Annotated in this window: 12 protein-coding genes; 9 read left to right on the forward strand and 3 right to left on the reverse strand. The window is 59.1% G+C overall.

What is annotated here, in order from left to right; all coding sequences use genetic code 11:
• Positions 1-41 precede the first annotated feature (41 nt).
• From IEW17_RS13805 to IEW17_RS13815, 3 genes are all read right to left on the reverse strand, one after another.
• A complete protein-coding gene (locus IEW17_RS13805) occupies positions 42-914 on the reverse strand; it encodes a UbiA family prenyltransferase (protein ID WP_229749004.1) in 873 nt (290 codons plus the stop codon).
• 353 nt (positions 915-1267) lie between these two features.
• Positions 1268-2083 carry a class I SAM-dependent methyltransferase gene (locus IEW17_RS13810; protein ID WP_188562633.1) on the reverse strand — a complete coding sequence of 272 codons (816 nt, stop codon included), beginning with the start codon at positions 2081-2083 and terminating at the stop codon, positions 1268-1270.
• Positions 2084-2181: 98 nt separating this feature from the next.
• Complete coding sequence (locus IEW17_RS13815; protein WP_188562634.1) at positions 2182-2766, reverse strand: hypothetical protein; 585 nt, start codon at positions 2764-2766, stop codon at positions 2182-2184.
• Between the two features lie 75 nt (positions 2767-2841).
• Here IEW17_RS13815 and IEW17_RS13820 point away from each other — a divergent pair, with 75 nt between their 5' ends.
• From IEW17_RS13820 to IEW17_RS13860, 9 genes are all read left to right on the forward strand, one after another.
• Positions 2842-3528 carry a hypothetical protein gene (locus IEW17_RS13820; RefSeq protein WP_188562635.1) on the forward strand — a complete coding sequence of 229 codons (687 nt, stop codon included), beginning with the start codon at positions 2842-2844 and terminating at the stop codon, positions 3526-3528.
• Positions 3525-3818 carry a winged helix-turn-helix domain-containing protein gene (locus tag IEW17_RS13825; protein WP_188562636.1) on the forward strand — a complete coding sequence of 98 codons (294 nt, stop codon included), beginning with the start codon at positions 3525-3527 and terminating at the stop codon, positions 3816-3818. Before IEW17_RS13820 ends, IEW17_RS13825 begins: the two co-directional genes overlap by 4 nt.
• Positions 3819-4191: 373 nt before the next feature.
• Positions 4192-5820 carry a DUF4153 domain-containing protein gene (locus IEW17_RS13830; RefSeq protein ID WP_188562637.1) on the forward strand — a complete coding sequence of 543 codons (1629 nt, stop codon included), beginning with the start codon at positions 4192-4194 and terminating at the stop codon, positions 5818-5820.
• Between the two features lie 51 nt (positions 5821-5871).
• The gene (locus IEW17_RS13835; RefSeq protein ID WP_188562638.1) at positions 5872-6093 is read left to right on the forward strand and encodes a hypothetical protein; all 222 of its coding nucleotides are present in this window, start codon (positions 5872-5874) and stop codon (positions 6091-6093) included.
• 72 nt (positions 6094-6165) lie between these two features.
• The gene (locus IEW17_RS13840) at positions 6166-6687 is read left to right on the forward strand and encodes a hypothetical protein (protein ID WP_188562639.1); all 522 of its coding nucleotides are present in this window, start codon (positions 6166-6168) and stop codon (positions 6685-6687) included.
• Positions 6674-7018, forward strand: coding sequence for a hypothetical protein (locus tag IEW17_RS13845; protein WP_188562640.1), 345 nt, complete (start codon positions 6674-6676; stop codon positions 7016-7018). Before IEW17_RS13840 ends, IEW17_RS13845 begins: the two co-directional genes overlap by 14 nt.
• Positions 7019-7308: 290 nt before the next feature.
• Complete coding sequence (locus tag IEW17_RS13850) at positions 7309-7701, forward strand: hypothetical protein (protein ID WP_188562641.1); 393 nt, start codon at positions 7309-7311, stop codon at positions 7699-7701.
• A gap of 50 nt (positions 7702-7751) precedes the next feature.
• Entirely contained in the window at positions 7752-8210 is a 459-nt protein-coding gene (locus tag IEW17_RS13855) for a hypothetical protein (protein WP_188562642.1), read from the forward strand.
• A 129-nt stretch (positions 8211-8339) separates the two neighbouring features.
• Entirely contained in the window at positions 8340-10733 is a 2394-nt protein-coding gene (locus IEW17_RS13860; RefSeq protein WP_188562643.1) for a penicillin-binding protein 1A, read from the forward strand.
• Positions 10734-11296 lie beyond the last annotated feature (563 nt).

Consider the following 11296-nt stretch of genomic DNA (forward strand, 5'->3'; position numbering starts at 1 on the left):
GATGGCCCCGTGGGTTAGTGCGGTGGGCTAGCGGAGGAGCCTCAGCGCCATAGCAGCATGGTGATGAAAGCCGCGCTCAGGCACAGCGAAGACACTTGGTTCATGCGCATGGTGTGCTCGAAATCGGCAGCGGTTTCATCATGCCACACCAGCCAGGCCCAGCGGCCGAACAGGGCCACCACCGGCCCGGTAGCCACCAGAAAAATCAGCAGCGGCCGGATTTCCTGGCGCAGCCAATAGGCCAGGCCCAGCGCTGCCGCGCCGGCCAGCAAGCCCACCGCCGCAAAGATGAATGTGCCCCGGATACCCAGCCGCAGGCTCAGGGTACGGTCGCCGCGCCGGGCATCTTCCTCGTGCTGGTACACCTGCGTGAGCGGGTAGGACCCGCACAAAAACAAGGTGCTGACCAAGGCCAGCAGCAGGTTGGACTTCTCGAAAAGCTGGGCCGTGGTAGCGCCCACGCCCACTTGCGTCATCAGCAGCGTAAATGCGCCCTGAAAGATGACCACCACCAGCGTGCTCAGCAGTGGGTATTTCTTGAGGCGAATGCCTTCGTAGCTATAGGCTTTCGAAATCAGTAGATAAATTACCACCAGCGCCGCAAATGGCAATGAAAGCAGCGTCGCGCCCGCCACGGCCAGCGCATCAAACGCCCAGACGAGGTGCAGCAGCTCCGGAGTGACTTTGGGGGGTGTTTTTAAGCCGCCGATGCTGCCTTCGTCCTTGTCGTAGTAGGAGTTGTAGCCGTTGGAAGCCGGGTAGGCCAGCAGGTGCAGCACCACGAACACGCCCAGGGCCCGCCACCCGCTCCATGGCCCGCGCAGGGCGCTCAGCCCAAACCAAAACACGGGCATGAGGTAAATGGAAAACGGGATGCGCAGCAGTGGCAGCGCCTTTTTATAAGCAGTCAGCAAGGAATAGAGAGCTGTTAGTAATTAAATGATAATGGGCAAAGGTGAGCAAAGGTGGCCAACTGGCGTTGGGAACGGCTCACTTTTGCCTGCTGCACGTATCCCGAAGTGGTCTGCGAGAACGATGTAAGGATGCGGCCCTTCGCGTCTCGGCGTTAAAGCGTTTCCGGGGTTAGTGTACGTGTAGCGTGGACTCTGCGAGTCCGCGTGTCGGCCGGGCCGGGCGCGGACTCGCAGAGTCCACGCTACACGTACACGTACACAAACTTCGAAACTGCTCTAGATGACATCCAGGTGGCGCAAACGCTGAGCCGCGAAGGGCTGCGTCGCTACATCCTCCGGCCTATTTTCGCCCTTTACTTCGCAACGAGTGTAACTGTTGACTGAATTGCGGGCCAGCCTATCAAATAGGTCACTTGCGGGCCCCACCAATGCTGTTTTTTGCCCGCCTGCCACACAAACTGACCTGTTGGGTCGGCTGCTTGAGCCAGGGCCAATAGCTCGTTAGTTGAGTACATGCGCAGCAGCGACACCGAGCCATCCCAAATAGTACAGAGAGGAATAATGGGAATCAAATAGGTAAACACCAAACGGCTGAGCCGGAAGGGCCGGAAAAACGGCGTGAGCAGCAGCTGCGCCACCGGCAGCACCGTTACGGCCAGCAGCAGCTCGGCCCAGTGCTTGCCCGCGCCCTCAAACACGCCGATGCCGGTGCGGGCCTGCACGGCATCGCGCAGCAGGGCCTTGGCCGCCGCGGGCGGGAAGTGGTGGAAGGCCGAGAAAATGGTGCGAAAACCGGCCAGGTGGGCCGGCACGGCCAAGGCATTCACCACCGCCGGCTCGTAGCCAATGGCCCCGTGGGTGCGGCGGGCTATATCGGCCCAGGCGGCTGGCTGGGGGTATAAGTCGGTGAGGGTGATGGTGGTATTGAGCTGGCCGTGGGCGCGCAGGGCGGCCAGTACGGTTTCGGTACCGCCCCCGGCCCCGGCCCCCAGTTCCAGCAGTTGGGTTTGGTGGGTGCGGGCGAGGCCTTCGGCCAGCAGTGGCGCAATGGGCCGGTAGGTGCCCAGCGCCGAAATCATGAACCGCAGGTAGTCCATCATTCCGGCTCGGATAACGGCCGGAAACCAAGGCAAATCTTCAAACTCAAACAGACGGAGACGGACGCGCATAGCCCAACAATACGCAGAAATTCCAGCCGCCGCTACCTCTGCTCATTAGTCCGTAGGATGCACAAGCGCCCCGGACCATACGTTTCGATGCCGGCCGGCTACTCATCAGCTCGGAAAAGCCACTGCTGATATTCCAAGCCGGTAGCAACAAATGCCCCCAAATAGAAAGGGAATAATAACTCGACAATTGCCGATGCCGGCAGATTGAACTCCAGATTAAGTGCCCACGCATAAGTAACCGGATAAAGAAGAACGTCATTCCGAGCTTGCCGAGGAATCTCGCTCGCGCCAGTGGGCGGCGCGGATGACTCCGGCGAGATTCCTCGGCAAGCTCGGAATGACGTTCTTTTTGATTGACTACGGTTACTTATGCGCGACTGCTTAACAATGTTTACCAAGCCAATAGTGACAGCGAATAGCGCGGTGACGGCCAGGAAAGTAAGGTAAAATCGTTCTTGTTTATTGGGCAACTGTAGAATATGGTTGAAAAGCGGAACTGATAACAGAATGATGGGAAGAGAAATCCCCGCAGCAAAAAAACCGATTATTGGCGCTGCGACAAAGTTGCTGTCGCCTTTGGTAAGTAGCCATAAACCCAACAGAACGGTCCCAACCACATTGGCTGTAAGCCACAGCATCGAAGCATGCTTCCAAGAGTCTGTCTTTTCCAGCGGTGATTTCATGCAAACTTTTTTGTTGAGTGGTCGAAATATAAGCTTTTAATACATAGCTTTGCATTACAAAGTACTTTAACTAATATGAAGCCAGCCGCCCCTGCCGACCCGCTTGCCCAGCTCACCGAAATTCGCGCCATCATGGAGCGCAGCTCGCGCTTTTTGTCGCTGTCCGGCCTAAGTGGGGTGGGAGCGGGGGTGGTGGCGCTGGTGGGCGCGGCAGCCGGCAATTTTTACTTGCAAAGCCACTACCCGAGCGAGTACGGTGACGCTGGCTACCGCCACCTTATTGCCAGCACCGCGGCCGAGCGGCAGGCGGCGCTGCCGTTTCTGCTGCTGCTGGCTAGCGTGATGATTGGCGTAGCGCTGCTGGTAGCGGTTTACTTTACGCGGCGGCGCACCCGGCACGATGGGCAAACGCTGTGGAGCGGCCCAGCGCGGCGGTTGGCCACGGCGCTGGCCGTGCCGCTGGTGACGGGCGGCTTGTTTTGCCTCCGGCTTTACCTCGGCGGCGACGCCGGCATGGTGGTGCCCGGCCTGTTGGTGTTCTACGGCCTGGCGCTGCTCAACGCCAGCAAATTTACGCTGGACGAAATTCGCTGGCTTGGCCTCACCCAGATTGGCCTGGGGTTGGTGTGCCTGCTGCTGCCGGGCTGGGGGCTGATGTTCTTCGCCCTGGGCTTTGGCCTGGGCCACATCGGCTACGGCCTGCTGATGTACAACCGCTACGAGCGGCCGGGCGCGGCTTCTAAACCCGTTGTGTCCGCGTGAAGCACCTCATCCACGCGCTTAACAAGGCTTTCGACCACCGCGTGCGGCTGGGCGTGATGGCCGTGCTGATGGCCAACGATTCCGTTAGCTTCAACGAGCTCAAAGAAGCCCTCGACCTTACGGATGGCAACCTCGCCAGCCATGTCGCGGCCCTCGAAAAAGCCGAGTACGTTCTGGTCAGCAAGCAATTCATCGGTAAGAAACCTAACACTACCTACACCGCCACCGCCGTCGGCAAATTAGCGTTTCAGCAGCACCTTGCCACGCTGGAAAAGCTGCTGCGGGGCTGATGAGTAAGATTATTAAGTACCCACGCATAAGTAACCGGATAAAGAAGAACGTCATTCCGAGCTTGCCGAGGAATTTCGCCCGCGCCAATAGGTGGCGTGGATGATTCCGGCGAGATTCCTCGACAAGCTCGGAATGACGTTCTTTTTAGTGACTACGGTTACTTGTGCGCGACTATTTAACTGATTGAACGTGAGGCTGCGCTTGGCGAAGCATTGCTACCACGTCGATACCTCGACGGGAGTATACTGCTTCAGCAGAGGTACTTCCACTAGCCCAGCCTCATGGTCTGAACGTTTTACACCACACCGGAAGCCTTGGGCTCTTTTTTTACATATTCACTTTGTAATGCAAAGTGCTTTAAAATAAATATTTATGAACCCTTCTGCTAAAATTCCGGCGCAATGGCCCGCTGATGCGGCTAGCGCCACCTGCGCCCAGCCCGCCCTCACGCCCCTCACCGCCGCCCAAAAACTGCTGCTGCCAGTAGGCGTGGTCTTGTTCGACTGGCTTTTCTGGCGCGAACGAGGTGGTGTCAATATGCTGGTGTTTACCGTTTTTGTAGTGGTGGCGCAGCTGCTGGTGCTGCCGCGCCACGCGGCAGTGCGGCGCTCACCCTATTTCTGGCTGATGGTATTCGGAAGCCTGTTGAGTGGAGTCCTGATGGCCGTGTACGGCTCGGGCGCGGCGGCACTGGCCTGCATGACCTCCGTGCTCCTGCTGCTCGGCTACGTCAACCAGCCTCACCTGAAGCTGGTGTTGTATGCCCTGCTCACGGCCGGTGGCAGCGTGGCCCAGGCGGGTGTGCGGGTGCTGCGCGGCGTGCGTGCCCCGCAGAACCCGGGCGCGGGCGTGCGCCGTGGTTGGTTCTATGGCCGCTTGCTGCTGATGCCGCTGGGCGTTCTGGGGGCGTTTCACCTGCTGTTTGCGGTGGCCAACCCGCGCTACGATGCCCTGAGCGGCGAAGTACTGGCGGTGCTGGGCGACTGGCTGGCGCGCCTGCTGCCCGATATTTCGCTGGGCCACTTGCTGTTTATCACGCTGGGCTTTCTGGTTACGGCCGGGGTGGTGGTGGCCGTGCCGGTGTTCGTTTTCGCCGACCACGAATCGCGTTTTGGTGAGTTTGTGCGGCGGCAGCGCAACCGAGTGGCCTCGTTTGGGGTGCGGCAGCCCGATTTTCGCTGGAAAACCAGCCGGGCGCTGGACTTGCGCAAGGAGTTTATTGCCGCCGTGGCCGTGTTCGGGCTGGTGAATGTGCTGCTGCTGGTCGTCAATGCCATTGACATCAACTGGCTATGGTTTGGCTTTGTGCCCACGGTGGGGTTCGACCTGGCGCAGTTCGTACACGAAGGGACATATGTGCTCATCTTCAGTATCCTGCTGGCCATGGGTATCGTGTTGTGGTTTTTCCGGCGCAACCTGAATTTCTACGTGCCGGGCCTGCCTTGGCTGCGCGTCGGGGCCACGGTATGGGTGGTGCAAAACGCCGTGCTGGCCGTGTCGGTGGGGCTGCGCAACTACTATTATATTCTGAATAGCGGGTTGGCTTACAAGCGCATCGGCGTCTGCTTCTTCCTGCTGCTCACGTTTTTCGGCTTGGTCACGGTACTGCTCAAAATCTGGCAGCGGCGCTCGGCTTACAGCTTGGTGCGGCTCAATGCGCTGGCCTGCTACGCGGTGCTGCTGCTGCTGGCCGCCGGCAACTGGGAAGTCTGGATTGCCCAATACAACCTGCAATCGCGCTTCAAGAGCATCGATATCGGCTTCCTGCTGGATATGCCCGACCGCGTCCTGCCCACGCTGGTGGCCCGCCGTGCCGTGCTCGACCGTGCCGCGCAGCTCACGCTGGAAACCGAATACGACGGCATCCAAAGCATTGATGGCCCCATGGCTCAGCGCCATCTCGACTTTGCCGTGGCCGCCGCCCGGGCTCGCTACGCGGCCTATTCCCACTGGCAGGGCTTCACCTGGGCCGACTGGCAAACGCGGCAGGCATTGCGCTAAAGGCTGCGCCTAGCCCACAAATCAATAAATCAACATATTAGCTGAATTACCATGGCTTCCTTCCCGCAATTTGCTCTTACGTTTTTGGGCCTGCTTTTCTGCGTCGGCGATGTGGCCGTGCTGGGGTTCCTGCTCACCTGGCAGGAGCGGGCCGCCTCGCCGGCCATGCGCCGTCAGCGCCTGGTGCGCGGGGTACTGCCGGCCACTGCGCTGCTGTTGGGGCTCCTGCTACTGGCTTTCACGCAGATTATGCTGCTGTGGTCGCCGCGCTAGTACCACTTGGTAATCAGGAGTAGCTGAACTGAATTTATCCCTCAATACCCATCATATTTTACCCACTCGCTCATGCAAACCCAAGCGTCAACCCCATTGAACGGCTACCAGGTTCTGGCCCGTAAGGTCATTGTGCACGCCCGCACCTCGTTTCTAATTCCCATTTTCCGCCGGCTCTACGGCGTGGCGGAGGCGAGCGTGCAGCTGAGCTACTTGGAGAAGCTGCCCGTCGGTACGCTCGGTCGGGGCATGGCTGATATCCTGCACGACAACCACCTGCAACTTATTCCCCATTACGAAAACCACGACCTGAAACACGTGTTGCTGGGCTATGCCATGACCCCCGAGGACGAGCTGAAGCTAAAAGCCTTCATGCTCGGCAATGGCGACTGGTCTATCACCTGCGTTGGGTTTCTGTTGCTGGCCGTGCTCACGCCCGAAGTATGGCCGGCCCTGCGGCGGCACTACCAGCGGGGCCGCCGTACCCAGCCCATCGTGGGCTGGACCCTGACTGAGTACGCCGGCCACTACACCGCCGCCCTGCGCCAGCAGATTGGTTTGCCCACCGCCGCAACCTGCCATGCGCTGGCGTAAGCAGCTGCCGTCCTGGCCGGTGGTGCCGCCGCTGCTTTGGCTCTCGGCCGCCGGCTGTGGCATGGCCATCCTCAGCTTGGTGTTCGAGGTAGAAATCTGGTCGTACCATCCGCAGGCGGCCGGCTGGAGCCGCGCCCTGCTGGCGGGGCTGTTGCTGGCGGCCGGAATCCAGAGCATACAGGTGTTATGGCGCTGGCCTGCTCCTTACCCGGGGCCAGCCGGACTGCGGTGGCTGCTGCGCGCCGCCACCGTAGCCGTTATCGTTGGAATAACCATACTCATGGTTCCGCTTTTAGCCTTGACTATTCTATTCACAAGCCAACTGTCATAGCATTCCAGCAGGTAATTGCCGCATCCAGAGTGGGCCAGCTCATTGTATCAAGGATAGTCTTAAACAGAGAATGAAGCCCGAAAAATAGGCTCTAAGGAAGAGCAGTAGTTTGAATTTTCCGGTTGCCTTTTGCCTCAAACCTCGAATAATCAGGCTTATTGCTAGAATGATGGCATGTTTACTCAAAACTTGAAATAATGACTTATCGAAGTTTATGACTTAGCTTGGCACTCCGTTGGGCTTCCCAGACTGAGAAAGGCCCGTGACGGTTCCACGCATCTCTCTGCTAAATGGCCCGTACGTTGCTCCTGGTTGTGCTTTTCATTGCCTTGTTGCTTGAGCTGGCACTCACGGGAGGAGCTTTTTTCGCGCCCGTATTCACCCTAGCCAAGTTTGGGGTGAAATACGGCCCTGAAACCACTTTCCTGGCTTATATCGTGGCGTGGTTCCTGCTTTTCGTGTCGCTGGTAGCGGCCTTGGCGCTGGCGCAGGTATGGCAGCGGCGGCCTGGCTTTGCCACTTGGTGCTACCTGCTGGGTGTGTGGTGGATAGGCATTGGCGTGGGGATTTACTACGCTTTCGGCAAGCCCGATAATTTGCTGCTCGATTCCGTAAAAGGAATTCTCATCGTCATCCTGACCTGGCGCTGCCAGGCCGACCGCCTCATGGCACGCCGTTACTAGCGACTAATCAGTATATTAGCGGTTCCACGGCTTTCACGTCTTCCCGCGCTATGCCCACTTCTCACCTGCACCCAATTTCCGCTGCTCCAAAACTTTCGCGTCTGGGCCGGTCGCTCGCCGGTGCGCAGGTGCTGAAAGAAACGTTGAGCATCATCTTTCTGGGTCTGCCTCTCATAAAGGAGCAGCCTCTGATACTGCTCTCGGCTCTGCCGGGCGTGGTGCTGTACCTGCTGCACTGGCAGTTGGTGCTGGGCCGGGTAGGCCGCATGTTTGCGGCAGCCGTGTGGGGCTTCACCCTGCTCGATGAATTGTGGGGTCTGTTCCTGTTTCAGGAGTTGGATTCGCCTACCCGAGCCCAGGTTCGGATGCTGTACTGGAGTTACTTTTTAGGCCTGGGTATCATCCTGTTGGCCTTGGCCGAGTTGGGTTGGCGCTGGCAGAGCCGCCGCGAGAAAGCCCGGCGCAATGTGCACCACAAAGCGCTGCTGGCCGCCCGGCAGCGCCAATAGGCGAGTGCCCAGCCACAGCGGTCAATTTTTGAGCCACGCCGTTTTTACTGACCTTTTGGGGCGGAGGGCTGGTATATTTGCCGTTCTTCGTAGCTGGGCTCTGGCTCGGTTTCCCACTTGCTGCCTCGCATGGCCGACCTCAAACCGCTAGCTTCCGCTTCTCCTGCTGCCCCCAAGCCCCCCGTGCGCCGCCGCTGGCCCCTGCGGCTGGCCAGCTGGTCCTGGGTTGGGTTTGGTCTTTTGGTGATTTTGTTTCTGGTGTACCCGTTTCTGGTGAGCACCAATTTTATGTTCCTCTTCGGTAAATCGCCCAGTCTGGCCGATTTGGAAAACCCCAAAGTGGAACAGGCATCGGAGCTTTATACCTCGGATGGCGTGCTGATTGGCAAATACTTTCGCGAAAACCGTTCGCCGGTGGCGCTTAGCCAAATGTCGCCGCTGCTCATCAAAGCTCTCATTGCCACCGAGGACGTGCGCTACTACGAGCACGCGGGCATCGACCTCACGGCCGTGCTCGGCGGAGTGTTCTCGTCGTTGCGCGGCGAGAAGCGCGGTGGCTCCACCATCACCCAGCAGCTCGCCAAAAACCTCTACAAAATCCGCCGCCAGCAGAGCCGGGGCGCGCTGGGCTACATTCCTGTGGTGAGCACCATTATTGCCAAAACCAAAGAGTGGCTGACCGCCGTGGAACTGGAGCGCCGCTACACCAAGCAGGAAATCCTGCGGATGTACCTCAACACGGTGGAGTACGGTTCCAACGCTTTCGGCATCAAGGTGGCGGCCAAAACCTTCTTCAGCACCTCCCCCGACAGCCTGCGGCCCGAAGAAGCGGCCATGCTGGTGGGCGTGCTCAACAACCCGACGGCCTACAACCCACGCTTTCATCCGGTGGCGGCCCTGCGCCGCCGCAACGTGGTGCTCGACCGTATGGGTCAGGCCGGGGTGCTGCCCAAGGCCGAAATCGCGGCCCTCAAAGCCACGCCCATTGTGCTGCGCTACCACGTCGAGCCCCATATCGACGGTCCCGATACTTACTTCCGCGGGGCCATCAGCCAGTTTGTGAATGCGTGGTGCGACAGCACGGGCCACGACATGTACCGCGACGGCCTGAAAATCTACCTTACCATCGATTCGCGCATGCAGGCCCACGCCGAAGAGGCCCTGCACGAGCGCATGAAAGCCCTGCAGCGGCAGTTCGACAACTTCTGGCGCAACAAGGACAAAAACCCGTGGGTGGACGAGGAGGGAAATGAGATTCCAGACTTCATCGCCACCCAGATGCGGCGCACCGAGAGCTACAAGAGCCTCGCCAACCGCTACCGCAACCAGCCTCAGCGCCTCGATTCGGCCCTGAACGCCAAGCGGCCGATGAAAGTATTTACCTGGAAGCACGACGATAATGACACCACGCTCGTCATGTCGCCGCTCGATTCGTTGGCTTACTACAAGCACTTTCTGCAGTCGGGCATGATGTGCATGGACCCCTTTACCGGCCAAATCAAGGCTTGGGTGGGCGGGCTCGACTACCGCTTCTTCCAGTACGACCACGTGAAACAGGGCCGCCGCCAGGCCGGCTCCACGTTCAAGCCCTTCGTCTACCTCACGGCTCTCGACAACGGCTACTCGCCCTGCGACCGCATCCGCGACCAGCGCGTGACCATCAACTACGTGGAAAACGGCCAGCCCATGGAGTGGAAGCCCGACAACGTGACCCGCGAGTACACCGGCATCAACATGACGCTGCGCCACGCCATGGCCCGTTCCGTGAACTCCGTGACGGCCCAGCTGACGGAGAAGGTGGGCTGGGAAAACGTGGCCAAATACGCCCACAAAGTCGGCATCACCAGCCCCTTGCTGGCCGTGCCCAGCATCGGCCTTGGTTCGGGCGGCGACGTGAGCGTGTACGAAATGGTGGACGCCTACAGCACGTTCCTAAACACCGGTTTCCGTTCCGAGCCCCGCCTCGTGACGCGCATTGAGGACCGCAACGGCAACGTCATCAAGCAGTTCGACCCCGTGCAGAAGCGCGCCATCTCGGCCGAAACCGCCTGGTTGATGACCTACATGCTGCGCGGCGGCATGGAGGAGCCCGGCGGCACGTCCCAGGCCCTCTGGGACTACGAGCTTTGGAAAAACGACAACCAAATCGGCGGCAAAACCGGCACCACCTCCAACTACTCCGACGGCTGGTACATGGGCATGACCAAGGACCTGATGACCGGCGTGTGGGTGGGCGGCGAAGACCGCAGCATCCACTTCACCGGTTCGCAGCAGGGCGAAGGTGGCCGCACGGCCTTGCCCATCTTCGGCAAGTTCATGGAGAAAATCTACCAGGACAAAGAGCTGGGCTACACGCCCGGCCACTTCCCCAAGCCCTCCGTTAAAATCACCAAGAAGTACACCTGCGTTTCAGAATCTGAACCGCGCCGCCGCCGCGCCGAAGCCGTGGACACCATCGCCGCGGATAATCTGCTGGAACAGATGAACAACGGGGGAGGGCTGCCGGATAGCCTCAAGCCTTAGCACTTGTGGAGGGAAAGACGGAAGCCGCTGCATTAGTTAAAACTAGCCGTTGGCTTTGCATGCCAGACAGTTGTTTTAATCGAGCCATCATCGTCACTGGCTTATCTGAAATTGCATCCCACATTTCTTGCCCTTCCACTTGGATGGGCCAAATAATGTTGGTTTTCCAACTGGTCGAGCTTGCCAACCAACCGACTATGTTAAGTGCCCACGCATAAGTAACCGGATAAAGAAGAACGTCATTCCGAGCTTGCCGAGGAATCTCGCTCGCGCCAGTGGGCGGCGCGGATGACTCCAGCAAGATTCCTCGGCAAGCTCGGAATGACGTTCTTTTTGGTTGACTACGGTTACTTGTGCGCGACTACTTAGCATCCAGATAGGTGCCCAATTCTTGTAGCACTGCAGGCATTCCGGGAGTATATTCGGAAATTTGATTCCAAACCTTCTCGGAAGTCATAAAGACGATAAACCAATCGTCAACGAAAGGCCCATCCGCAGTCAGACTAAACACATTTAGCAATTCGGGCGAGCAGGTCCTCCAGGTAGTGGTCGTTCCAGCCTAA

Source organism: Hymenobacter frigidus (genome assembly GCF_014640435.1).
Lineage (GTDB): Bacteria > Bacteroidota > Bacteroidia > Cytophagales > Hymenobacteraceae > Hymenobacter > Hymenobacter frigidus.

Bases quoted from the DNA above. Each gene is read 5' to 3' on its own strand.
- IEW17_RS13815 (WP_188562634.1), bottom strand. From the start codon at position 2,766: ATGAAATCACCGCTGGAAAAGACAGACTCTTGGAAGCATGCTTCGATG.
- IEW17_RS13820 (WP_188562635.1), top strand. From the start codon at position 2,842: ATGAAGCCAGCCGCCCCTGCCGACCCGCTTGCCCAGCTCACCGAAATT.
- IEW17_RS13850 (WP_188562641.1), top strand. From the start codon at position 7,309: ATGGCCCGTACGTTGCTCCTGGTTGTGCTTTTCATTGCCTTGTTGCTT.
- IEW17_RS13835 (WP_188562638.1), top strand. From the start codon at position 5,872: ATGGCTTCCTTCCCGCAATTTGCTCTTACGTTTTTGGGCCTGCTTTTC.
- IEW17_RS13810 (WP_188562633.1), bottom strand. From the start codon at position 2,083: ATGCGCGTCCGTCTCCGTCTGTTTGAGTTTGAAGATTTGCCTTGGTTT.
- IEW17_RS13840 (WP_188562639.1), top strand. From the start codon at position 6,166: ATGCAAACCCAAGCGTCAACCCCATTGAACGGCTACCAGGTTCTGGCC.
- IEW17_RS13845 (WP_188562640.1), top strand. From the start codon at position 6,674: ATGCGCTGGCGTAAGCAGCTGCCGTCCTGGCCGGTGGTGCCGCCGCTG.
- IEW17_RS13855 (WP_188562642.1), top strand. From the start codon at position 7,752: ATGCCCACTTCTCACCTGCACCCAATTTCCGCTGCTCCAAAACTTTCG.
- IEW17_RS13860 (WP_188562643.1), top strand. From the start codon at position 8,340: ATGGCCGACCTCAAACCGCTAGCTTCCGCTTCTCCTGCTGCCCCCAAG.
- IEW17_RS13830 (WP_188562637.1), top strand. From the start codon at position 4,192: ATGAACCCTTCTGCTAAAATTCCGGCGCAATGGCCCGCTGATGCGGCT.